Origin of the sequence: Streptomyces sp. NPDC087440 (genome assembly GCF_044744005.1) — a bacterium.
Lineage (GTDB): Bacteria > Actinomycetota > Actinomycetes > Streptomycetales > Streptomycetaceae > Streptomyces.
Genome location: NZ_JBIUXN010000010.1, coordinates 178993 through 202738, shown reverse-complemented (window position 1 = coordinate 202738; position 23746 = coordinate 178993). Strand labels below are relative to the sequence as shown.

At 72.1% G+C, this 23746-nt stretch carries 20 protein-coding genes; 16 read left to right on the top strand and 4 right to left on the bottom strand.

Annotated features, from left to right (window positions below; genetic code table 11):
• The first annotated feature begins 518 nt into the window (after positions 1 to 518).
• From ACIO3O_RS21350 to ACIO3O_RS21320, 7 genes are all read left to right on the top strand, one after another.
• Complete coding sequence (locus ACIO3O_RS21350; protein WP_401748105.1) at positions 519 to 1307, top strand: 2-keto-4-pentenoate hydratase; 789 nt, start codon at positions 519 to 521, stop codon at positions 1305 to 1307.
• A 12-nt stretch (positions 1308 to 1319) separates the two neighbouring features.
• Positions 1320 to 2237 carry an acetaldehyde dehydrogenase (acetylating) gene (locus tag ACIO3O_RS21345; protein ID WP_401748103.1) on the top strand — a complete coding sequence of 306 codons (918 nt, stop codon included), beginning with the start codon at positions 1320 to 1322 and terminating at the stop codon, positions 2235 to 2237.
• The gene (dmpG, locus tag ACIO3O_RS21340; RefSeq protein WP_401748101.1) at positions 2234 to 3322 is read left to right on the top strand and encodes a 4-hydroxy-2-oxovalerate aldolase; all 1089 of its coding nucleotides are present in this window, start codon (positions 2234 to 2236) and stop codon (positions 3320 to 3322) included. The genes ACIO3O_RS21345 and dmpG overlap by 4 nt, the downstream gene beginning before the upstream one ends.
• A 10-nt stretch (positions 3323 to 3332) precedes the next feature.
• Positions 3333 to 4649 carry a Rieske 2Fe-2S domain-containing protein gene (locus ACIO3O_RS21335; RefSeq protein ID WP_401748098.1) on the top strand — a complete coding sequence of 439 codons (1317 nt, stop codon included), beginning with the start codon at positions 3333 to 3335 and terminating at the stop codon, positions 4647 to 4649.
• Positions 4649 to 4876, top strand: a complete 228-nt coding sequence (locus ACIO3O_RS21330; RefSeq protein WP_401748095.1) for a hypothetical protein — start codon at positions 4649 to 4651, stop codon at positions 4874 to 4876. Before ACIO3O_RS21335 ends, ACIO3O_RS21330 begins: the two co-directional genes overlap by 1 nt.
• Complete coding sequence (locus ACIO3O_RS21325; protein ID WP_401748092.1) at positions 4873 to 5859, top strand: 2Fe-2S iron-sulfur cluster-binding protein; 987 nt, start codon at positions 4873 to 4875, stop codon at positions 5857 to 5859. Before ACIO3O_RS21330 ends, ACIO3O_RS21325 begins: the two co-directional genes overlap by 4 nt.
• Before the next feature lie 78 nt (positions 5860 to 5937).
• A complete protein-coding gene (locus ACIO3O_RS21320; RefSeq protein WP_401748089.1) occupies positions 5938 to 6372 on the top strand; it encodes a ribonuclease domain-containing protein in 435 nt (144 codons plus the stop codon).
• Between the two features lie 183 nt (positions 6373 to 6555).
• Here ACIO3O_RS21320 and ACIO3O_RS21315 read toward each other — a convergent pair whose 3' ends face one another.
• Positions 6556 to 7509 (bottom strand): IclR family transcriptional regulator, encoded by a 954-nt coding sequence (locus ACIO3O_RS21315; protein WP_401748088.1) that lies wholly within the window; start codon positions 7507 to 7509, stop codon positions 6556 to 6558.
• Positions 7510 to 7823: 314 nt separating this feature from the next.
• Here ACIO3O_RS21315 and hsaA point away from each other — a divergent pair, with 314 nt between their 5' ends.
• From hsaA to ACIO3O_RS21290, 5 genes are all read left to right on the top strand, one after another.
• Positions 7824 to 9005 carry a 3-hydroxy-9,10-secoandrosta-1,3,5(10)-triene-9,17-dione monooxygenase oxygenase subunit gene (gene hsaA / locus ACIO3O_RS21310; RefSeq protein WP_401748085.1) on the top strand — a complete coding sequence of 394 codons (1182 nt, stop codon included), beginning with the start codon at positions 7824 to 7826 and terminating at the stop codon, positions 9003 to 9005.
• Positions 9002 to 9874 (top strand): 4,5:9,10-diseco-3-hydroxy-5,9,17-trioxoandrosta-1(10),2-diene-4-oate hydrolase, encoded by an 873-nt coding sequence (gene hsaD / locus ACIO3O_RS21305; protein ID WP_401748082.1) that lies wholly within the window; start codon positions 9002 to 9004, stop codon positions 9872 to 9874. The genes hsaA and hsaD overlap by 4 nt, the downstream gene beginning before the upstream one ends.
• 68 nt (positions 9875 to 9942) lie before the next feature.
• On the top strand, positions 9943 to 10851 hold the full coding sequence (locus tag ACIO3O_RS21300; RefSeq protein WP_401748081.1) for a VOC family protein: 909 nt from the start codon (positions 9943 to 9945) through the stop codon (positions 10849 to 10851).
• Entirely contained in the window at positions 10839 to 11579 is a 741-nt protein-coding gene (locus tag ACIO3O_RS21295; RefSeq protein ID WP_401748079.1) for a flavin reductase family protein, read from the top strand. Before ACIO3O_RS21300 ends, ACIO3O_RS21295 begins: the two co-directional genes overlap by 13 nt.
• On the top strand, positions 11576 to 13309 hold the full coding sequence (locus tag ACIO3O_RS21290; protein WP_401748076.1) for an FAD-dependent oxidoreductase: 1734 nt from the start codon (positions 11576 to 11578) through the stop codon (positions 13307 to 13309). The genes ACIO3O_RS21295 and ACIO3O_RS21290 overlap by 4 nt, the downstream gene beginning before the upstream one ends.
• Here the strand turns inward: ACIO3O_RS21290 and ACIO3O_RS21285 are convergent.
• Both ACIO3O_RS21285 and ACIO3O_RS21280 read right to left on the bottom strand, forming a co-directional pair.
• A complete protein-coding gene (locus ACIO3O_RS21285) occupies positions 13269 to 14993 on the bottom strand; it encodes an ankyrin repeat domain-containing protein (RefSeq protein WP_401748075.1) in 1725 nt (574 codons plus the stop codon). The genes ACIO3O_RS21290 and ACIO3O_RS21285 overlap by 41 nt on opposite strands.
• A 71-nt stretch (positions 14994 to 15064) precedes the next feature.
• Positions 15065 to 15961, bottom strand: a complete 897-nt coding sequence (locus ACIO3O_RS21280) for a hypothetical protein (protein ID WP_401748073.1) — start codon at positions 15959 to 15961, stop codon at positions 15065 to 15067.
• A gap of 213 nt (positions 15962 to 16174) precedes the next feature.
• On the opposite strand from ACIO3O_RS21280, the gene ACIO3O_RS21275 reads away from it, so the two are divergent.
• Positions 16175 to 16963 (top strand): S1 family peptidase, encoded by a 789-nt coding sequence (locus ACIO3O_RS21275; protein WP_401748070.1) that lies wholly within the window; start codon positions 16175 to 16177, stop codon positions 16961 to 16963.
• 393 nt (positions 16964 to 17356) lie between these two features.
• On the opposite strand, the gene ACIO3O_RS21270 is transcribed toward ACIO3O_RS21275, so the two are convergent.
• On the bottom strand, positions 17357 to 19111 hold the full coding sequence (locus ACIO3O_RS21270) for a beta-galactosidase family protein (RefSeq protein WP_401748068.1): 1755 nt from the start codon (positions 19109 to 19111) through the stop codon (positions 17357 to 17359).
• A 211-nt stretch (positions 19112 to 19322) separates the two neighbouring features.
• On the opposite strand from ACIO3O_RS21270, the gene ACIO3O_RS21265 reads away from it, so the two are divergent.
• From ACIO3O_RS21265 to pepN, 3 genes are all read left to right on the top strand, one after another.
• Positions 19323 to 20201 (top strand): helix-turn-helix domain-containing protein, encoded by an 879-nt coding sequence (locus ACIO3O_RS21265; RefSeq protein WP_401748066.1) that lies wholly within the window; start codon positions 19323 to 19325, stop codon positions 20199 to 20201.
• Between the two features lie 20 nt (positions 20202 to 20221).
• Positions 20222 to 20572, top strand: coding sequence for a chorismate mutase (locus tag ACIO3O_RS21260; RefSeq protein WP_401748064.1), 351 nt, complete (start codon positions 20222 to 20224; stop codon positions 20570 to 20572).
• Between the two features lie 428 nt (positions 20573 to 21000).
• On the top strand, positions 21001 to 23526 hold the full coding sequence (gene pepN / locus ACIO3O_RS21255; RefSeq protein WP_401748061.1) for an aminopeptidase N: 2526 nt from the start codon (positions 21001 to 21003) through the stop codon (positions 23524 to 23526).
• Positions 23527 to 23746: the final 220 nt, after the last annotated feature.

The window sequence follows — 23746 nt, the reverse complement described above, 5'->3', positions numbered from 1 at the left end:
GCCCGCCAGTCCCGCCGGGCGCTACCCGGGCCCACCCGTCCCCCGCGGGTTAGTGCCTGGGCCCTGTACGTCCCGGCGGGCGCCCCCCCCGGGGCCCACCCGTCCCCCGCGGGTTAGTGCCTGGGCCCTGTACGTCCCGGCGGGCGCCCCCCCCGGGGCCCACCCGCCCCCCGCCGGTTACCGCCCGGGCCCTGCTCGTCCCGCCGGACGCCACTTGGGCCCACCCGCCCTCCGTCGGTTACCGCCCGGGCCCCGTACGTCCCACCGGAGCGGCGGGTATCACCGGTCCCGCCGGTTACCACCCGGGCCGTGTACGTCCCCCCCGGGCCCGCCGGGCCGTGGCCCGGGCGCGAGGGTCGGACAGGGGCGCGACGAGGTCGCGGGAGGCGGGGAATCGGGGCTTCGGCAGGTGCCGGTCGGGCTTTCCCGGTCAGTGGGAATTGGCTCTCCCGGGCCGTCGCCGGTCGCCCTTAGCCTCGCCGGAACGCACCGCCCCACCGCCCTGGAGGACCGCCCCCATGCTCGACGACCGCCGGAGGCTGGAGGCCGCGGAGCTGCTGCGCTCCGCCGAGCACAGTCGTACGCCCGTACCGCCCCTCGCCGCCAGCGATGCATTCGCGGGGATCTCCACCGAGGACGCGTACGAGATCCAGCTCCTCAACATCCGGCACCGGACCGCCGCCGGAGCGCGCATCACCGGCCACAAAGTGGGGCTCTCGTCCCCCGTGATGCAGCAGATGATGGGCGTCGACGAGCCCGACTACGGGCACCTCCTCGACGACATGGAGCTGCACCAGGACCGGCCCGTGCCCGCCGCCCGCTACTGCGCGCCCCGTGTCGAGGTCGAGGTCGGCTTCGTGCTGGGGGACGACCTGCCGGGGGAGGGCTGCACCGTGGCGGATGTCCTCGCGGCGACCGAACTCGTCGTACCGGCCATCGAGTTGATCGACAGCCGGATCGCCGACTGGAAGATCGGCATCGCGGACACCATCGCGGACAACGCCTCGTCGGCGGGTTATGTGATCGGCGAGGGGCGCGACCCGCGCGAGCTGGACCTGCGGGCCATCGACGCCACCCTGCGGTGCGGTGACGAGTGGATCACTGAGGGGCGCAGTGACGCGGTCCTCGGAGACCCCGCCGCCTCCGTCGCCTGGCTCGCCCGCACCGTCGCCCGCTTCGGCGTTCCGCTGCGCAAGGGGCACGTGGTGCTGCCGGGGTCCTGCACGCGCGCCGTCGACGTGGTCGCCGGCCGGACCTACACCGCCGAGTTCTCCGGACTCGGCTCCGTCTCCCTCTCCTTCAGCTGAGGAACGTACGCGATGAACCGTGAAGCCCCCGCCCCCACCAGGAAAGCCACCGCTGCCATCGTCGGCTCCGGCAACATCGGCACCGACCTGCTCTACAAGCTCCAGCGCTCCGAGCACATCGAGCCACGCTGGATGATCGGCGTCGACCCGGTCAGCGAAGGCCTCGCCCGCGCACGCAAGCTGGGTGTCGAGGCCAGCCACGAGGGAGTGGACTGGCTCCTCGCGCAGGACGAGAAGCCGGACATCGTCTTCGAGGCGACCAGCGCGTACGTCCACCGGGCCAACGCCCCGCGCTACCGCGAACTCGGCATCAAGGCGATCGACCTCACCCCCGCCGCCGTCGGCCCCGCCGTCGTGCCGCCCGCGAACCTCACCGCGCACCTCGACCAGGACAACGTCAACATGATCACGTGCGGGGGGCAGGCCACCATTCCCATGGTGTACGCCGTCTCGCGGGTGGTGCCGGTCGCCTACGCGGAGATCGTCGCGTCGGTGGCGTCCGTCTCCGCCGGGCCCGGGACCCGGGCCAACATCGACGAGTTCACCCGCACCACCTCGCGCGGCATCGAGGAGATCGGAGGTGCGGAGCGGGGCAAGGCGATCATCATCCTCAACCCCGCCGACCCGCCGGTCATCATGCGCGACACCGTCTTCTGCGCCGTCCCCGAGGACGCCGACCGCGAGGCGATCATCGCCTCCGTGAAGCAGGTCGCCGAGGACGTCGCGACGTACGTGCCCGGCTACCGGCTGCGCACCGAGCCGCAGTTCGACGAGCCGTCCGCGATGAACGGCGGCATGGCACGCGTCGCGATCTTCCTGGAGGTCGAGGGGGCGGGGGACTTCCTGCCGCCGTACGCAGGCAACTTGGACATCATGACCGCCGCCGCCACCAAGGTCGGCGAGGAGTTCGCGAAGGGGATGCAGGCATGACCGGCACCGGCAGGACGTACACCGCGAGCGCGACCGGGACGTACTCCGACGCCCTCGACATCCGCATCACCGACTCCTCGCTGCGCGACGGCTCGCACGCCAAACGCCACCAGTTCACGGGCGAGGACGTACGGAACATCGTCGGCGCCCTGGACGGGGCCGGGGTGCCCGTCATCGAGGTCACGCACGGCGACGGCCTCGGCGGCTCCTCGTTCAACTACGGGTTCTCCAAGACGCCCGAGCAGGAACTCATCAAGATCGCCGTCGACACGGCCCAGCAGGCGAAGATCGCCTTCCTGATGCTGCCGGGGCTCGGGGTGAAGGACGACATCCGCGCCGCTCACGGCAATGGTGGCTCGGTCTGCCGGATCGCCACCCACTGCACCGAGGCCGACATCTCCGTCCAGCACTTCGGGCTGGCACGCGAGATGGGCCTGGAGACGGTGGGCTTCCTGATGATGGCCCACTCGACCACCCCCGAGAACCTCGCCCAGCAGGCGCGGATCATGGCGGATGCCGGATGCCAGTGCGTGTACGTCGTCGACTCGGCCGGCGCGATGGTCATGGACGACGTCACCGACCGGGTCGCGGCACTCGTCGCGGAGCTCGGAGCGGACGCCCAGGTCGGCTTCCACGGGCACGAGAACCTCGGGCTCGGCGTCGGGAACTCGGTGGCCGCCGTCCGCGCGGGCGCCCTCCAGATCGACGGCTCCACACGGCGGCTCGGCGCCGGGGCCGGAAACACCCCCGTCGAGGCCTTCGCCGCGGTCTGCCAGAAGATGGGCATCCGTACCGGCGTCGACGTACTCAAGATCATCGACGCGGCCGAGGACGTCGTACGGCCGGTCATGGACGACGAGTGCCTGCTCGACCGGATGTCGCTGATGATGGGCCACGCCGGGGTCTACTCCAGCTTCCTCAAGCACGCCTACCGGCAGGCCGAGCGCTACGGCGTCTCCGGGGCCCAGATCCTCCTCCGCGCGGGCGAGCGCAGGCTCGTCGGCGGCCAGGAGGACCAATTGATCGACATTGCCGTCGAACTGGCGGCAGAATCCAGCCAGTCGCCGAACGCGATCATCAAGTAGGGGGAGAACCATGTCTGTTCAGCCCGACGTGTCGCAAACATCCGCTGTGGCGCAGCAGCCCGGCCTGTCGCAGCAGTCCAACGCCGCGCCGCAGTCCAACGCCGCGCAGCAGTCCGACGAGGAAGTCCGCGTCATCGAGGCGGCCGCGCTGCCCACCCGCTTCGCCCGCGGCTGGCACTGCATCGGCCTCGCCGAGGAGTTCCGCGACGGCAAGCCGCACGAGATCCAGGCCTTCGGCACCAAGCTGGTCGTCTTCCAGGGCGAGGACGACGGCGAACTCCACGTCCTCAACGCCTACTGTCCGCACATGGGCGGCAACCTCGCCCACGGCACCGTCAAGGGCGACGCCGTCGCCTGCCCCTTCCACGACTGGCGCTGGTCCGGCAACGGCAAGTGCGCGGGCATCCCGTACGCCCGCCGCGTCCCCCCGCGCGCCAAGACCCGCGCCTGGCCGACGCTGGAGCGCAACAAGCAGCTGTACGTGTGGAACGACCCGGAGGGCTCCAAGCCCACCGACAACATCACCATCCCCGAGATCGAGGGCATCCACGGCCCCGAGGCGGGCGAATGGAGCGACTGGTCCTGGAACGCGCTGCGCGTCGACAACTCCAACTGCCGCGAGATCGTCGACAACGTCGTGGACATGGCGCACTTCTACTACGTGCACTACGCGTTCCCCGAGTACTTCAAGAACGTCTTCGACGGGCACGTCGCCACCCAGTACATGGAGTCCTCGCCGCGCCCCGACATCGACCTGGGCACGCTCTCCGCGTCCGGCGGGCTGCGCTCCGACGCCTCGTACTACGGGCCGTCGTACATGATCGACAAGCTGTGGGCCGACGTGGGCGGCGGGCTGGAGATGGAGTCCGTCCTCATCAACTGCCACTACCCCATCGACGAGAACAGCTTCATGCTGATGTACGGGGCGATCGTCAAGAAGCTCCCCGGCATGACCGACGAGCAGGCCTCCCAGGCGGCCCGGGCCACCTCGGAGGGACTCGCCGTCGGCTTCGAGCAGGACGTCGAGATCTGGAAGAACAAGACCCGGATCGACAACCCGCTGCTCACCGAGGAGGACGGTCCGGTCTACCAACTGCGGCGCTGGTACGAGCAGTTCTACGTGGACGCCGCCGACGTCAAGGACGAGATGGTCCGGCGCTTCGAGTTCGAGATCGACACGACCCGGGCGAACGAGGCGTGGCGGGCCGAGGCCGAGGCGAACATCGCCGCGCGGAAGGCGGCGGAGGCCCAGCTCGCAGCCGGGGCCGGTGCTGCGGGGGCCGGGGCCGGTGCCGCCGGGGCCGGTGTTGAGGGGGGCGGTTCGTGATGCGTGCGGTGGAGTGCGGGACCTGTGGGAATCAAGTCCTGTGCGAGAAGTTCAGTCCCGCCCACACCCAGGTGCAGTGGACCGACGAGGCCGCCGAGGTCTGTCCCCGGATCAGGGAGAAGGTCGCGGCCGGGGTACTCAGCGCCCGGGTGCGGTCCTGCGGGGAACTCCGGGACTCCATCGACGCCGCCGTGGCCTTGGGGCTGCTGGAGGTGGGCGGGGCATGAGCGGGTCCGTGACGGTACGGGTGGCGGAGGTCGTACGGGAGACGGACGACGCCGTGTCGCTCGTGCTGGACGCACAACTTCCGTACACCCCGGGCCAGTTCCTCACGGTGCGCATCCCGGGCGGCGCCGCCCGGTGCTACTCCCTGGCCAGCTCCCCGCACACCGGGGAGCCCATGAAGGTCACGGTGAAGAGGGTGGCCGGCGGACGCGGCTCCGGCTGGGTCTGCGAGGAGGTGGCGGCGGGCGACGAGCTGGAGGTGCTCCCGCCCGCCGGCACCTTCACCCCGGCCGACCTGGACCGCGACGTGGTCCTGGTCGCCGGGGGCAGCGGCATCACACCGTGCATGTCCATCCTCAAGTCCGTGCTGACCGCGGGGCGGGGGAGCGTGGTGCTCCTGTACGCCAACCGTGACCAGGGGTCGGTGATCTTCCGGGACGAGCTGTGGGGGCTGGCCGAGGCCTACCCCGGGCGGCTCGCGGTCGTGCACTGGCTGGAGTCGCTGCAAGGGCTGCCCACGGCACGGATGCTGGGGGCGGCGCTCGCCGCGTACGCCGCGCGGGACGCGTATCTGTGCGGGCCCGCCCCGCTGATGGACGCCGCCGAGGAGGCGTTGCGGGGGGCGGGGGCGCGGGTCGTGCACCGGGAGAAGTACTTCTCGCTGGCCGACGACGTGTTCGACCGGGAGCCGGTCGCGGTCGCCTCGGACGGGTCGTACGTCGCCGGGGTCTCGCTGGACGGCGAGGCGCACGAAGTGGGGTGGGCCGAGGACGTTCCGCTGCTCGACGCGATGCTGGCGGCGGGGCTGGACGCGCCGTTCTCCTGCCGGGAGGGGGCGTGCAGTGCGTGCTGCTGCCGGGTGGTGTCGGGTGAGGTGAAGATGCTGCGCAATGACGTGCTGGACGAGGAAGACCTGGCAGAGGGCTATGTGCTGGCCTGTCAGACGGTGCCGCTCAGCGCCCGTGTGGAGATCACCTACGAGTAGGGGGAGGGAAGTGAACGTCCGGGGAATTCGCGGGAGTTCGCGTTGACCCCGGTCCGCTCTACGCGCATCAATGAGGGCATGCGAATCCCCCCACGAATGGCCCCGCGCATCGCCGGCGTCGGCGCCGCCTTCGCCCTCACGTCCGCACTCCTGGCGGGCGGCGCGGTCGCCGCACCGGCCCCCGCCGCCCTCGCTCCGGCCACCCTCGCCTCCCCGCAGGTCAACGCGGTCGGCGACATCTGCTACTCGAAGCTCCCGGCCCAGGCGCACGACACCCTGGACCTCATCGAGAAGGGCGGCCCCTACCCGTACGAGCAGGATGGGACCGTCTTCAAGAACCGCGAGGGCGTCCTCCCGAGCCAGAGCAACGGGTACTACCACGAGTACACGGTCGTCACCCCGGGCGCGCCCACGCGCGGCGCGAAGCGCATCGTGACGGGTGACAAGGCGCAGGAGGACTACTACACCGGCGACCACTACAAGACGTTCGACCTCGTCAAGTACGGCTGCTGAACAGGCTCTTCAGGTACCGGTTGCGGCCGGGTCGGTCCCGCACCACCGGTTGCGGCCGGGTCGGTCCCGCACCACCGGTTGCGGCCGGGTCGGTCCCGCACCACCGGTTGCGGCCGGGTCCGTACCGCATCCACCGGCCGCGACCCGGTCCGTCCCGCACCTCTCGCCGCGGCCCGGTCCGTCCTACATCCACTCGCTGCGGCCCAGCCACCCCATCATGTTGTCCATCGCCTGCTCCGACATCCGGTGCTCCGGCGCGGGCGGCAGCACCGGGGTGGCCTCGGCCGCACGGATCCGGGCCCGCCCCGGCCCGTACAACTCCCGCCAGACCGCCCGCGAACACGCCAGCACCGCCGGTGCCAGCCGCTCCAGTTCGCGGTGGGCCGTCGCACCCCCCTTGCACGACACCGAGATCGCGGCCACCGCCCGCCCCGCCCCGCGCAGCGGAGCCGCCACGCACGCCACTCCCCTGAACGCCTCCTCCCGGTCGAAGGCCAGCCCCCGGTCCCGGGCCGCCGCCAACTCCTGGCGCAGCGACGCCGGTCGGACCAGCGTCGAGGGGGTTCGCGGCCGCAGGCCCGCCGCGATCACGTGCTCCGCCGCGTCCGGTTCGCTGAAGGCGAGGACCGCCTTGCCCGCGGCCGTGCAGTAGGCCGGCATCCGGCCGCCCACCCGTGACGGCACGCTCGTGTCGTCGAGGCCGCCGATCCGCTCCAGGTAGACCACCTCCGTGCCGTCCAGCACCGAGAGGTGGACGAGGTGGCCGGTCTGCTCGTGCAGGGCGTGCAGGCGGGGGAGCGCGGCGCGGCGCAGCCGGTTGTGGTGCGAGGCGAGCGCGCCCAGTTCCAGCATGCGCATGCCCATCCGGTAGTCCCGGCCCTCCCGGTCCAGCCAGCGCAGGCCGACCAGTTGGTCGAGGATGCGGTGCGCGGAGGAGCGGGGGATGCCCGAGCGCCGTACGACCTCCGTGAGGGAGAGCCGGGGCTCCGGCCCGTCGAACGCGCCGAGCACCTTCGCGGCCTTCTCCAGCAGGGAGAGCGGCTGTTCGGCGGGCGGCTGCCCCTGGGCGGAATGCTCAGCGGTTGCACGTGTCATCATCTCGGCGAACGTCGCGTGCTCGGGCATGAGATCAGTCATCAGAGGAACCCCTGTGTGCGGTACGCATCCGCGACATTGCGGACGTGCGGGCGGCCTTGGAGCGACCCTGTCACGGGGTTCGCTCCGGGGGGAAGGGGTCGTACTGAGGTATTTCGTTTCGGCATACGTCGGAGGGGGTGGGGGTGATTCCCGGCCGGGGTCCCGGGCGGTGCCCGGCCGGGGGCCGGGACCGTGCCGAAACCCCCTCCCACCGCCCTTCCCGCTCAGTGGGAACCCGGTATTTCGTGCCCGAACCACGCGGCGTACGTTCTGGCCACTCCACTCGATCCCGCACATCCCGAGAGGCGACACGCATGGGTGACGAAGCAGTTCTCGAAGTCCTCGCGGCGGTCCGCGCACTGGCCCCGACGCTGCGCGAGCGCGCCGCGGAGGCCGAGGCAGAGCGCAAGGTCCCCGAGGCCAGCATCAAGGAGCTGGAGGCCACCGGCTTCTTCCGCCTCCTCCAGCCCAAGCGCTACGGCGGCCACGCCGCGCACCCGGCGCTCTTCTACACCGCCGTCAAGGAGATCGCCAAGGCCTGCGGCTCCACCGGCTGGGTCGCCTCGGTCGTCGGCGTCCACCCCTGGCACGTCGCCCTCTACGACGTCCGCGCCCAGGACGAGGTGTGGGGCGAGAACCCGAACACCCGCATCAGCTCCTCGTACGCCCCGACCTGCACGGTCACCCCTGTCGAGGGCGGCTTCAAGATAACCGGCGCCTGGCACTTCTCCTCCGGCTGCGACCACGCCGACTGGGCCCTGCTCGGCGGCATGATCAAGGACGCCGAGGGCCGCCCGGTCGACATGCGGACCTTCCTCGTCCCGCGCAGCGACTACACGATCAACGACGTCTGGGACACCGTCGGCCTGCGCGGCTCCGGCTCCAACGACGTCGTCTGCGAGGACGTCTTCGTCCCCGAGCACCGCGCCCTGAGCTTCGGCCCGGTCACCGCCCTGAAGACCCCCGGCCAGGAGGTCAACCCGGAGCCCCTCTACAAGCTCCCGTACGCCTCCGTCTTCACCACCACCATCTCCACCCCGATCGTCGGCATCGCCGAGGGCGCCTACGAGGCGTACGTCTCCGCCACCCGCGAGCGCTTCCGCGTCTCCTACGGCCAGCAGGTCTCCGAAGACCCCTTCGCCCAGGTCCGCATCGCCCGCGCCGCCAGCGACATCGACGCCTGCTGGCTCCAACTGGAGCGCAACATCAGCGATCTGTACGACCTGGCCGTGCGCGGTGCGGAGATCCCGATCGAACTGCGCACCCGCACTCGCCGCGACCAGGTCCTCGCCACCGAGCGCTCGGTCGCCGCCGTCGACCTCCTGATGGAGAACGCGGGCGGCAGCGCCATGCGCAACAAGGCCTCCAACGTCGTCCAGCGTGCCTGGCGCGACGCCCACACCGGCCGCGGCCACGCCGCCAACGACCCCGAGCGCGCGCTCGTCCTCTTCGGCCAGGGAGCCCTCGGCCTCGACATCCAGGACACGATGCTGTGAGCACCACCGACCTGACCTACGCGTCCACCTCCCGCACCGCCAAGGCCGCCGGCCTCACCCTGCACTACCACGAGGCCGCACCCGCCGACGCGACCGCCGAAACCCCCGTCGTGATCATGCTGCACGGCGGCGGCCCCGGCGCCTCCGGCTGGTCCAACTTCGGCGCCAACCTGCCCGTCTTCGCCGAGCACTTCCGCACCCTCCTCGTCGACCAGCCCTGCTACGGCAAGTCCGACAAGCCGGAACTCGACAAGGACTTCTTCTCCTACGCCGCCGACGCCGTGGCCGCCCTGATGGACGAACTCGGCATCGACCAAGCCCACTTCATCGGCAACTCGCTCGGCGGCGGCACCTCCACCAGGATGGCCCTCAACCACCCGGACAAGGTCGCCAAGCTGCTGCTGATGGGTCCCGGCGGCATCTCGATCAACCTCTTCCACGCCGACCCCACCGAAGGCATCAAGCGGCTCTTCGAGTTCAGCGGCTCGGCCACGCCGACCCGCGAACAGATGAAGACCTTCCTCACCACCCTCGCCTTCGACCCGGCCATCGTCACCGACGAGCTGATCGACGAGCGGTACGCCCAGGCCACCGACCCGGAGGCAGCCCTCGGCAACGCCCGCATGGGCGCCTCCTTCGCCAGGTGGCCCGAGGACACCATGCTCTGGCGCGAGGCCCACCGCATCGGCCAGCCCACGCTGCTCACCTGGGGCCGCGAGGACCGGGTCAACCCCCTCGACGGCGCACTGCTCGCCCTCAAGGCCATCCCCAACGCCCGCCTGCACGTCTTCCCGCACTGCGGCCACTGGGCCCAGCGCGAGCAGGCCGACGAGTTCAACCGCCTGGCGATCGACTTCTTCACCCACTGACCGTCACTGTCGCCACCGCCCACCCCCGTTCCTCTCCGATCCGACGCCTCGAAGGGCCGCCAACTCCCATGGACATCCGCGCTCTTGGCTACCTGCGCCTCGAAACCACCAAGCTCGACGAGTGGCGCACCTACACCCTCGACATCCTCGGCATGGTCGAGGCCGAAGGCTCCACCGAGCAGCAGCTGAACCTGCGCATCGACGACCGCAGCCACCGCTTCCAGATCGTCTCCGGCGAGAGCGACCGCCTGCTCGCCGCCGGGTTCGAGGTCGCCAACGCCGCCGCGCTCGCCGCCACCGCCGCCGAACTGGAGGCCGCCTCAGTCGTCGTCAAGCAGGCCGACGCCGCCACCCTCGCCGAGCGCCGCGTCCAGGGCCTCATCCACCTCCAGGACCCCAGCGGCAACCCGCTGGAGATCTTCTGGGGCCAGGCCCAGGACCACAGCCCGCTCGGCACCCCGTACGGCAACCGCTTCGTCACCTCGACCCCGAAGGCCGGCAACCTCGGGCTCGGGCACGTCGTGGTCCCCGCACCGGACACCGAGGAGACCCTGGCGTTCTACGAGAACGTCCTCGGCTTCCAGCTGCGCGACTCGATGAAGCTGCCGCCCGTGGCCGTGCCCACCGGCACGCCCGGCCAGGACTTCTACACGATGCACTTCCTCAGCCCCAACCGCCGCCACCACAGCCTGGGCCTCTACCCGGGCGCGCTGCCGCCCGGCATCGTGCACTTCATGGTCGAGCTGGAAACCCTCGACGACGTCGGTTACTGCCTGGACCGCATGCAGAAGGCCGGAGTGCCGATCGCCTCCTCTCTCGGCCGTCACTCGAACGACCACATGGTCTCCTTCTACGCCCAGGCGCCGGGTGGCTTCCAGGTCGAGTACGGCTGGGACGGACTGATCGTCGACCCCGCCGACTGGGTGGCGAAGGAAATGACCTCGGACAGTTTCTGGGGCCACCAGTGGAACGGCTGACGGGCCACCCCTCCACTGATCACCTCGTACCGGAAGAACGGCCGGGAGCCGCAGGGGAGTTCCCGGCCTCCCTCACCCCTTCGGGTGAACCGACCGACCGGGACCGGGACGCCACGAGCGTCCCGGCCGGTCCGGCCGGACCTGCGGCAGGCACGTCCGCCGAGGAGGGCCCGGCCACCGGCACGTCCGCCGAGCAACGTCCGGCCACCGGTCCGGCCCCCGGACCCGGCCCGGCCGCCGGGGACCTCCCCGTCGACCCCGCCCGCTTCCGCGACGTGCTGGGACGTTTCGCCAGCGGCATCACCGTCGTCGCCGCCCTCGACGAGGACGGCGCCCCGGTCGGCCTCGCCTGCCAGTCCTTCGCCTCGCTCTCCCTCGACCCGCCGCTCGTCCTGCTCTGCGTCGGCAAGGACTCCAGCAGCTGGCCCAAGGTCGAGCGGGCCCGCCGCTTCGGCGTGAGCATCCTCGCCGACGACCAGAGCGACACCTGCGCCGCCCTCGGCCGCAGGGGCCCCGACAAGTTCGCCGGGGTCGCCTGGGAACGCACCCCCAACGACGCGGTCCGCATCAAGAACGCGCTGGCCACGGTCGATTGTGAGCTGTACGCCGTCCACGAGGCGGGTGATCATTACGTGATCACCGCCCGCGTCCTCGACCTGGACGCGCGCCCCGACGGATCGCCCCTGCTCTACTTCCGCAGTGACTACGCCACCGGAGTGTTCACATGACCGATTCTCCGTCGACCGACTCCCCGGAGACCTCGGTGTCCCCGGCCTGGGACCACACCTACGACGTCGTCGTGGTCGGCTCCGGAGCCGCCGGGATGGCCGCCGCCCTCACCGCACGCCTGCGCGGCCTGAGCGCCCTCGTCGTGGAGAAGACCGACAAGTACGGCGGCTCCACCGCCCTGTCCGGCGGCGCGATCTGGGTGCCCACCAACTTCCACCTCGACGAGGCGGGCCTCGGCGACACCCGCGACAAGGCCCGCGCCTACCTCGACGCCACCGTCGGCGACCGCATACCCGAGGCCCGCAAGGAGGCCTACCTCGACCACGGGCCGCGCATGGTCAAGGAGTTCCACGACCGCACCGACGTGCAGTTCATGTACACCCCCGGCTACTCGGACTACTACCCCGAGGCCATGGGCGGCATGGCGCAGGGCCGCTCCATCGAGCCCCGCATCGCCGACCTGAAGAAGCTCGGGCCGCTCGCCGCCGACATGCGCCGCGCGGGCCTGCCCACGTACGGGCTCACCATCACCTCGTACGACTTCCGCTACGTCAACATGATCAGCCGCACCTGGGCAGGCCGGAAGGCCTCCGTCCGCGTCGGCGCACGTGCCGCGAAGGCCCTGGTCACCGGCAAGAAGCTGCTCTCCCTCGGCGAGGCGCTGATCGCCCGCCTGCGGCTGTCGCTGGACAAGCACGGCGCGGACCTGTGGCTGTCGGCCCCGCTGACCGCCCTCGTCCGCGACGAGGACGGCGGCCGGGTCACCGGCGTACGCGTCACCCGCCACGGCAAGGAGGTCTCCGTACGCGCCAAGGGCGGTGTCGTCCTGGCCTCCGGCGGGTTCTCGCACAACCAGGAACTGCGCGAGAAGTACCTCCCGGCACCCACGTCGAGCGCCTGGACGCACGCCTCCGAGGGCCAGGTCGGCGACGCACTGCGGCTCGGCGAGGAACTCGGCGCGGCCACCGACCTCCTCGACAAGGTGTGGGGCGCCCCGTCGGTCTGCCCGCCCGGCGAGAACTCCTTCTTCCTGGTCGCCGACCGGGGCATCCCCGGCATGGTCATCGTCAATGCGGCGGGGGAGCGGTACGCCAACGAGGCCGCCCCCTACCACCAGTTCGTCGACGCGATGTACGAGGCGAACCGCGAGGACGCCACGACCGTCCCGTCCTGGCTGATCCTGGACGCCCGCTCCAAGTCCCGGTACCTCTTCGCCGGACTCTTCCCCGGCCAGCCCTTCCCCAAGTCCTGGACACAGACCGGGTTCCTGAAGCAGGCCGCCACGATCGAGCAGCTCGCGACGCTCATCAAGGCCCCCGAACTCCCCTCCTCCGTACGGCGCTTCAACCGTTTCGCCGACGCGGGCAAGGACGAGGACTTCGGACGCGGGGACAGCGTGTACGACCGCTACTACGGCGACCCCACGCTCCCCAACCCCAACCTCGCCCCGCTGGAGAAGGGCCCCTTCTACGCGATCCCGGTCCACCCCGGCGACATCGGCACCAAGGGCGGCCTGGTCACCGACACCGAGGCACGGGTGCTGCGCGAGGACGGCTCGGCCATCGCGGGCCTGTACGCCTCCGGCAACTGTTCGGCGGCCGTCATGGGCGAGACCTACCCCGGCCCCGGCGCGACCATTGGCCCCGCCATGGCCTTCAGCTGGGCGGCGGTCAACGACATCGCCACGGTCATCGAAGCCGCGGCGACGTCCACTCCAGACGCCGCCTGACCTTTTCATCCTGTACGTGGACGAGCGCGTCCCGCGCGATCCGGTGGGCGGGGGACCCCGGCTCCCCGTCCACCAGCACGCGCCACAGCGCACTCACGGCCCGGGGGTCCTGGCACGCAGCCAACCCCCGGGCCGCTTCGGCATACACGGGATCACCGACGGCAAGGGCCCCCCTCCCCTCGCCACCCCCTGTGGCCACGCCACTTCCCACCCCGTCCCCCTCGGCCGCGCCGCTTTCCGCCCCGCCCCCCTTGGGCGGCGGGGCCGCCCCCCGGGGGCGGGACGGGCGGGCAAGGGGGGCGGCCCGCTCGGCGCCGGGCGCGCCCTGCTCCGCCCCGGCCCACCCCGCGCCACCCGCACCGACCTCCTCCGCCCCGCCGCGCCCCAGCGCCCCCGCACCCACCTGCTCCGCCAAGACCTCCCGTACCGGATCACTCACCACACCGTTCTCCACCGCCCGGGCCAACCCCTCCACCGCCGCCCCCCGCACCCCGAGATCCCCGTCCCGCGCCAACACGATCAGCGCATCCACCGCCGGTTCGGCAAACCCCACCCGCCCGAGCGCCCTCGCCACCCTCTCCCGCACCCCCGCATCGGGATGCCCCACCCTCCCCAGCACCCCCACCGCATCCCCGTGCCGCCCGAGCGCCCGCACCGCCGCCCGCGTCAAGCACACCGACCCCTCCCGCGCCGCCAATTCACGCAACAGCGGCACCGCCGCATCCCGCGCCCCCACCCTCGCCAGCACATCCGCTGCGAAGGTTTGGTGGAGGAAGCCCGAGGGAGTCGTGTCCCGCGCACACCACGAACGGGCCGCCCGGAACGTCTCCTCGTCCGCCCGCTGCCACAGCGCCGCCACCGCCTCCCGCCAGTCGTTGCCCTCCGGATTCCCCGACCGGACCGCCCGCTCCACCAGCTCCGCTGCGGGCGTGCGCACCCCGACCACGCACTCCAGGCGCGTGACCACGGCCGCATGCCCCGTCTGCTGCTCCTCCGACGCCACGGGTATCCCGTCCCGCAACAGCTCCACCACAAGCGTCGTGCCGCCCTCCTCCACCACCCGCCGCGCCGCGAACGCGTCCCCCTGACGCACCCCGTACAGCTGTTGCAACCGTCGCCTCACCGCATGCTCCACGTCACTTTCCAGCCACCCTCGCGCCTCCGCGAGTGCCGCCTTCCGGTCCACCGCCCGATGCCGCAACAACGCACGCACCGTCGCCGGGGAACCGCGCCGCGCGGCCAGCACCAGCGCCGACTCGCCGCCAGGACCCGGCAGATCGGGGTCGGCCCCGTGCGCCAGGAGCTCCGCCACCGTTGACGCGTGACCCCGGCCCGCCGCCCAGGTCAGCGCCGTGAAGCCGTACTCCTCACGCAGGTCCGGGCGCGCACCGGCCGCCAGCAGCGCCCGTACGACCTCGGTGTGGCCGCCCACCGCCGCCGCGCACAGCGGCAGATCGCCGCCCTCGGGGCCGCACGCGCGGTCCGGGTCCGCGCCCGCCGCGAGCAGGGAACGCACTGTGCCGGGGCGGTCGTTCACCGCCGCCGCGTACAGGGCGCTCGTTCCGTCGAAGTCCGTGGCCTCCGCGGGGACGCCCGCCCGAAGCAGTCGTACAACAGCGTCGTCCTCGCCACCGTGCACAGCCTCGAACAGGTCCCGCAGGCCCGCTGTCGGGTCGTGGTCCATCCTTCGACCCTACGCGGACCGCCGACCGTTCCCGCAGGTCAGGGGCTGTGTGGGCGAGAGTGACGAACGAGTCAGGTGTCGCAGGACAGCACCGTGCGGCACAGCCCGCAGCGGGCCCGCAGCGCACCGCGCACCGGCACCCGCAGCCGCTGGTGACAGGTCGGGCAGGGGAACGAGACGCGCAGGGACGCCGGCCGGCCCTCGAAGGCGTACGGGGCGAGCGGGCCCGGGGTGCCCGAGCCGCCGTTCTCCAGGGCGTGCCGACGGTCCTTGCCGTACCGGTGCCGGGCCAGCCGGCCCGCCTCCGCGAGCGGTGGCTGCCGGGTGTCGCGCAGCGCCTGCGCCATGCCCTTCGTGTACGCCGTGTACGCCTCCGCGCTGGTGAACCAGGGCGCCGGATCCTCCCCGAACAGCAGCGCCCGCTTGGCCAGCACGTACCCGAACTCCTCCGGCGTGAGATACCCCAGCTTCTGGCTGGAGGCGCCGTCCTGCCGGAAGGCGTCCAGCAGCAGCCAGCCCGCACCGAGATACGTGGTCACCGTGTCGGTGAGGATCTCGTTGTCGCGCGTACCCGGCAGCGAGAGGCCCAGGCGGTGCAGCAGGACGTGCGTGATCTCGTGCGCGAGGGCGGCGCCGATGTCGCGGCGGTGGTCCAGGAAGCGCTCGTTCAGCTCGATGAAGTACTCCGGGCCCGCGGTCAGTTCCACCCCGGCCGCATGCTCCATCTTCCGGTAGCTGACGATCATCCGGGCGTCGGGCAGCCGCAGGTGGGCGACCAGGGTGCGCGCCACCTCCTGCGCCCCCAGGTGCGGATCGTCCTGCACAGAGAAGGCGACGTCCGCCGGGAAGACGCTGGGCACGTACGCGTGCACCCCGTCCTCGCCGATCCGCCGGTACAGCGCGGTCAGCGACCTGCGCACCGTGTCCAGATGCGGGAAGCCGTGCTCGATCTCGCTGCCGGTGCTCATCTGCGCCCCCAGATCACTGCTGCCGGACGTCCGGCACGCGCTGGCCGAAACGGAACCCTTGTCGGCCCTCGGACCAACTCCACATAATCCAACAGCGCGTTGACGGGCTCATGCCAGTGCTGCGTCGGTGTGTGCTCTGCCCTGTGCCTCGTGCTCCGCCGTGTGCTCCGTGCAGCGCGCTTCCCTCTCAACCCCCCACTGAAAGGCACTCCGTTGAAGAACGTACTCCGTGCCGTCAAGAGATCCGCTGTCATAGGCGCCGTCGCCCTCGCCGCGATCAGCCTCCAGCCCGCGGGCGCCTCCGCGGGAACCACCGGGACCTCCGGCACCCAGCCCGTCGTCGGAGGAACGCGCGCCGCCCAGGGCGAGTTCCCGTTCATGGTCCGCCTCTCCATGGGCTGTGGCGGCGCGCTCTACGCCAAGGACATCGTCCTCACCGCCGCCCACTGTGTCGACGGCTCCGGCAACAACACCAGCATCACCGCCACCGCGGGCGTCGTGGACCTCCAGAGCTCCAGCGCCGTCAAGGTGAAGTCCACCAAGGTCCTCCAGGCCCCCGGCTACAACGGCGACGGCAAGGACTGGGCGCTCATCAAGCTGGCCAAGCCGATCAACCAGCCCACGCTGAAGATCGCCACCAACACGTCGTACAACTCCGGCACCTTCACCATCGCCGGCTGGGGCGCCAACCGCGAGGGCGGGGCCCAGCAGCGCTACCTGCTCAAGGCCCAGGTCCCGTTCGTCTCCGACGCCTCCTGCAAGTCCTCCTACCCCACCCTGATCGCCGGTGAGGAGATCTGCGCCGGATACACCCAGGGCGGCACGGACACCTGCCAGGGCGACTCCGGCGGCCCCATGTTCCGCAAGGACAACGCGGGCGCATGGGTCCAGGTCGGCATCGTGAGCTGGGGCAACGGCTGCGCCCGCCCGAACTACCCGGGCGTCTACACCGAGGTCTCCACCTTCGCCTCGGCCATCGCCAAGGCCGCCTCCACGCTGTAACGCTGGCGCTGGGCGGGGGGACGGGTCGTGCAGCCCCCCGCCTCGCACCGGTGCGTCGTCGGGTTGCTGCCACTGATGGGGCTACGCCCCTTGCCCCCTGCACGGGCTGCGCCCGCGCGTCCTCAAACGCCGGACGGGCTGATATGCCTGGCGCAGGCTGGGGTGCTGGCTGATGCGCTGGCGCGCCCCTGAAATGCCGCCCGAAGGGCGGGCATTTCAGGGGCGCGGGGAACTGCGCGACCAGCCACGACGCACCCGCACGGAACCGTTCACAGCCCCGCAGGGTTACGGGAAGGGGCGGGTAGGGGAGAAAACCCGCCCCGGCACCGGGTGCCGACCCAGTCCCGCCCCGCCCCGCGCCCCAAGCGGCCCGCGCCCCAAGCGGCCCGCCCCCTACGCCACCACCCCCGTCACCCCACCCTCACCCCCCTCAACCTCCAGCACCCACACCTCATTCACCCCGTCCCTCACCACCGCCCCCGGCACGAACAACACCCCCTGCGGCCCGGCCCCCGGCCAATACCGCCCCAGGCAGAACCCGTTCACCCACACGAACCCCCGCCCCCACCCCTCCAACTCCAGCCCCGCATCAGCACCCTCCGCCACCGTGAAGCCCCCCACGTACAGCCCCGCCACCACCCCCACCGGCAGCGGACCCGACCCCGCCTTCCGCACCGCCCCCGCATCCTCGAAGGCATCCAGGCGCAGCCCCCGGGACCGCACCCCGTGCAGATACTGCCGCTCGTGCAGGACACCCCCCGTCAGCCCCTTCGGCTCACCCACCCGGGGGCCGTAGTTGACCCGCCCCAGCGACTCCACCCACAGGTCCACCGTCGCGGGCCCGGCCACCGGCTCGGGAAGGTAGGCGTCCTCCGCCGTCAGCGCACCGGCGCGCACACCGTCGACGTACACCTCCGCCCGGTCCCGCAGCCCCCGCACCCCCAGCGGGTACGGTCGCCGCGGACCCGGCACCTCCACCCGGTACCGGACCAGGCCCCGCCCCACCCCCAGCTCCTCGAAGGTCGCCGGAACACCCCGCTCCGTCTCCTCGCCGCCCAGCGCGTCCAGTACGTCCTCCAGCGGCGCCCAGCCCGTGAAGTCCACCCGCGCCGGTCCCGGCAGCCGCGCGGGCGGGGCGGGCACCTCGGGCAGCGGACCCTCCGCGTACGCGGCCAGGACCTCCCGGAAGCGCCAGAACTTCTCCGTCGGACGCCCCCACTCGTCCACCGGCGCGTCGTAGTCGTACGACGTGACCGTCGGCTGGAGCTCGCCGCCGTGCAGCTCACCGGCCCGGTTCGCCCCCGCCCAGCCCGCGAAGTTCGTACCGCCGTGCGCCATGTACAGGTTCACCGAGGCCCCGCACTCCAGGATCTCGCGCAGCGCCCGCGCCGCGTCGTCGGCATCCCGTACGACACCCTCCGTACCCCAGTGGTCGAACCACCCGCACCAGAACTCCATGCACATCAGCGGCCCGGACGGCTGGTGGCGGCGCAGCGTCGCGAACGCCTCCCGCGCCCCCGAGCCGAAGTTGGCCGTCGCGAGGACCCCGGGGACCGAACCGCCCGTCAGCATGTGGTCCTCCGGGCCGTCGGAGGTGAACAGGGGCACCGTCACACCGACTTCGCGCAGGAAGCCCGCGAGGTGCGCCAGATAGGCCGCGTCACAGCCGTAACTCCCGTACTCGTTCTCCACCTGCACCATCAGGACCGGACCGCCCCGCGTGATCTGCCGCTGAACCACCTGCGGCAGCAGCCGCCGGAACCACCGCTCCACCTGCCCCAGATACGCCCCGTCGCGCGTGCGCACGCGCGTGCCGAGCGGACCGGTCAGCCAGTGCGGCAGCCCGCCGTTCTCCCATTCCGCGCAGATGTACGGACCCGGGCGCACGATCGCCCACAGCCCGGCCTCCGCCGCCGCGTCCAGGAACCGGCCCAGCGCCTCCACGTCGTGGAACCGGCCCGGGTCCGGCTCGTGCAGGTTCCACGGGGCGTACGTCTCCACACAGTTGAGGCCCATCGCCCGCAGCATGCCCAGCCGGTGGGCCCACGCCGACTCGTGCACCCGGAAGTAGTGCAGCGCCCCGGACAACAGCCGCACCGGCCGCCCGTCCAGCAGAAAGTCCTGGTCACCCACCGTGAAGTCAGCCACGGGCCCCGCCCATCTGAGTCGTTCGGACATCGTCCGGACCGCGTCCGGAAATCGTCGGCAAGGCACACACCCTCCCCCCTGGCGGGCGAGCCGGTCCATGGACAAAGATCAACAGAAGTTGGACGGTTGGGCAGAGGACCAGGACAGGTTCAGGACAGGTTCAAGACAAGTTCAGGCCGGGATCAGGCCGAGGCGAGGACGAGGGACGCGGATGTACCACACCTGGATGCGCTACTTCACCCCCAGTCCCACCCACCACAAGCTGGGCCTGGTCTGCCTCGGCGTCGGCCTCCAGCACGGCGCCCTGCCCACCGTCGGCCCCCGCACCCTCGACCACCACGTCGCCGTCGTCATCAGCGCGGGCAGCGGATGGTTCCGCGGCGCGGACGGACGGCGTACGACCGTCACCGCACCCGCACTGCTGTGGGTGACCCCCGGAGTGCCCCACCACTACGGGCCCGACCCGGACACCGGGTGGGACGAGAGCTTCGTCGACTTCACCGGGCCCGCCACCGCGACGTACACCGAACTCGGCTACATAGAGCCCGACCGGCCCGTCGTGCCCCTCGCCGACACGGCAGGCGCCCGGGCCGCCGTCAGCCGCATCGCACGGGCCGCCCGGCGCGGGAACCCACTCCTGGAGGTCGAGACCGGGGCCGCCGTGCACGAACTGCTGGTCGCCCTGCGCAGAGCGCGCGCCGACCTCGGCGCCGACGGCGACCCCGTCCTCGCCGCCCTCGCCCGCGACGCCTTCCAGCCGCTGTCCGTCGCCGAACACGCCTCCCGGCACGGCATGACCCCCGCCGAACTGCGCAACGCGGTACGGCGCGGCGCCGGTTGCAGCCCCAAGGACTACCTCCTGGGCATCCGGCTCGGCCGCGCCAAGGAACTCCTCGCCGCCACCGAACTCCCCGTCGCCGCGGTCGCCCGCCGGGTCGGGTACGACGACCCCGCCTACTTCTCCCGGCTCTTCACCCGGCGGGTGGGCACCGCCCCGGTCCGCTTCCGCGAGCAGCAGGGGCGCACCGTCCCCGGTGGCTGGAGCAATCAGATCCCGCATCCCGAACATCCCCCGACGATCCCCACGTGATCGTCGTAAGCTGCTTGACCATGACCACCAGTACCCCCGATCCCGCGGCTCCCGCCGGTCCGGCCGGACCCGTCGACCCGGCTGTACGGGCGGAGCTCGACCGGCTCCGCGACAGCATCGACAACATCGACGCGGCCGTCGTCCACATGCTCGCCGAGCGCTTCAAGTGCACGATGCAGGTGGGGCACCTCAAGGCCGAACACCACCTCCCACCGGCCGACCCGGCCCGCGAGGCCCGCCAGATCGCGCGGCTGCGGGGGTTGGCGGAGTCCGCCAAACTGGACCCCGCGTTCGCCGAGAAGCTCCTCAATTTTGTGATCGCGGAGGTCATCCGGCACCACGAGCAGATCGCGGACGCGCCTACGGAGTGACGGGGGGGCTCGGTCCCGTGCGGGGCGTTGGCTGAGGTGTTGCACGTGCGGGTGCGTCGTGGCTGGTCGCGCAGTTCCCCGCGCCCCTGATGGCATGCCCTCCGGGCAGCCATAGCCCCCCGCGGCGGAGCCGCCTCCTCGGGCTCCGCCCCTCGCCCCCTTCCCCCTCGCCCCCTTCCCCCCCCGCCCCCTTGGGCGGCGGGGCCGCCCCCCGGGGGCGGGACGGGCGGGCAAGGGGGCGGCCCGCCCGACTCCGGCCCGCCCCCGTTCCGGCCCTCTCGCCGCCGGGGCAGCCCGGCACCGGCCCGAGGTCAAGCCCCCCGCCGGACGCACGTCCAGAGGGGCCCCGGCCCGCCCCCGTACCGCACGCAGAGCCCCGTAGCCCCGGAGCCCCCCTGGAAAGGGCCCGCATCGGCGACCATGTCCCCATGCCCGTACTGACACGCCCCGAAGCCCAGACCCGCGCCCAGCTCATCCACGCCCGCCGCTACACCGTCGACCTCGACCTCACCCAGGGCGACGACACCTTCGACTCCCGCACCGTCATCCACTTCACGGCCCGCACCACCGGCGACACCTTCCTGGAGCTCAAGCCCGCCACCCTGCGCTCCATCACCCTCGACGGGCACCCCCTCGACCCCGCCGACCTCGCCGACAACCGGTTCCCCCTCACCGGCCTCACCCCCGGCGACCACGAACTCCGCATCGACGCCGCCATGCGCTACTCCCGCACCGGCGAAGGCATGCACCGCTTCACCGACCCCGCCGACGGCGAAACGTACGTCTACACCCAGCTCTTCCTCGACGACGTCCAGCGCGTCTTCCCCGCCTTCGACCAGCCCGACCTCAAGTCCGTCTTCGAGGTCTCCGTCACCGCCCCCGAGGGCTGGAGCGTCGCCGCCAACAGCGTGCCCGCAGCACCCGCGACCGACGGGCGGCACACCTTCGCCCCCACCCCCCTCATCTCCACCTACCTCGTCGCCGTCATCGCCGGCCCCTGGCACACCCTCCGCACCGAACACGCCGGCCTGCCCTTCGCCCTGCACTGCCGCCGCTCCCTCGCCCCCCACCTCGACCGCGACGCCGACGAAATCCTCGCCGTCACCAAGAACTGCTTCGACCGCTACCACGAGAAGTTCGACGAGCCCTACCCCTTCGACTCCTACGACCAGGCCTTCGTCCCCGAGTTCAACGCGGGCGCCATGGAGAACCCCGGACTCATCACCTTCCGCGACACCTACGTCTTCCAGTCCGCCGTCACCGACACCCAGCGCCAGTCCCGCGCCACGACCATCGCCCACGAGATGGCCCACATGTGGTTCGGCGACCTCGTCACCCTCCAGTGGTGGGACGACATCTGGCTCAACGAGTCCTTCGCCGAGTACATGGCCTACCAGGTCCTCTCCGAGGCCACCCGCTTCAAGGACACCTGGACCGCCTTCGCCATCGCCCGCAAGACCTGGGGCTACGACGCCGACCAGAGCCCCTCCACCCACCCCGTCGCCCCCGACCCCGAAGCCGTCCCCGACACCGCCACCGCACTCCTCAACTTCGACGGCATCTCCTACGCCAAGGGCGCCTCCGCGCTGCGCCAACTCGTCTTCTGGATGGGGGAGAAGGACTTCCTCGCCGGTATCAACACCCACTTCACCCGCCACAAGTTCGCCAACGCCACCCTCGCCGACCTCCTCGACAACCTCGCCACCGCCACCGACCGCGACGTCCACGCCTGGGCCGCGTCCTGGCTCCGCACGACCGGCGTCGACACCCTCACCCCGACCGTCACCGACACCGACGCCGGCTGGACCCTCGACATCACCCACACCGGCACCCGCCCGCACCGGATCACCGTCGGCGCGTACGACCAGGACCTGGTCGACGCCGACACCCTCGTCCTGCGCGAACGCCACGAACTCGACGTCCCCGCAGGGGAGTCCGAAGCCCCCGCAGGGGAGTCCGAAGCCCCCGCGCCCCGCCCCGGGCGGCGGCCCGCCCTGCTGCTCCTCAACGACGGCGACCACACCTACGCCAAGGTCCGCCTCGACCCCGACTCCTGGAACACCGCCCTGCGCTCCCTCGCAGGCCTCCCCGACGCCCTCACCCGAGCCGTCGTCTGGAACGCCGCCCGCGACATGGTCCGCGACGGCCAACTCCCGCCCACCGCCTACCTCGACGCCGCCCGCGCCCACCTCCCGCACGAGAGCGACCTCTCCGTCGTGCAAGGCGTCCTCGCGTTCGCCTCCCAGCAGATCGCCGACCGCTACCTCCGCCCCGACGACCGCCCGGCCGCCCTGACCACCCTCACCGACCTCTGCCGCGACCTCATGCGCCGCACCGAGGACGGCAACGACCCGGGCCTGCGCCTGGTCGCCGTACGCCACTTCATCGACGCCGCGAGCCAGCCCGACAGCATCCAGGACTGGTACGACAACGACAGCGTCCCCGGCGGCCCCCTCCTCGACCCCGAACTCCGCTGGAGCATCCTGAACCGGCTCGCCGTACTCGGCGCGACCGACGACGCGGCCATCGCCCGCGAACTCGCCCGCGACCCCAGCGCCACCGGCGAACAGGGCGCCGCCCGCTGCCGGGCCGCCCTGCCCACCCCCGAGGCCAAGGCAGCCGCCTGGGACCGCCTCTTCACCACCGACGACCTCTCCAACTACCTCTTCACCGCCACCGCCCAGGGCTTCTGGCAACCCGAACAGACCGACCTCCTCGCCCCGTACGTCTCCCGCTACTACCCGGCGGCCCAGGCCCTCGCGGAACGCCGCGGGCCCGCCATGGCAGAGGCCGCCGGAACCCACGCCTTCCCCGCCTACGCAGCAACCCCCACCGCACTCGCCCTCGGCGAATCAGCCCTCGCCACGGCCCCCCTCACCCCGGCCCTGCGCCGCAAACTCACCGACCAACTCGACGCCCTGTCCCGCGCATTGCGCATCCGCGCCACCGCCTGAGTACGGGTTACTACCGGGGCTCCGCCCCTCGCCCCCTGCCCGGGCTGCGCCCGCGCGTCCTCAATCGCCGGACGGGCTGAGGTGCCTGGCGCGGGCTGTGCGCTGACCCGCGGGCTGTGACGCTGGCGCGCCCCTGCTATGCCGCCCGAAGGGCAGGCATTCAGGGGCGCGGGGAACTGCGCGACCAGCCACCCACCCACCCGCACGGAACCGTGCAACT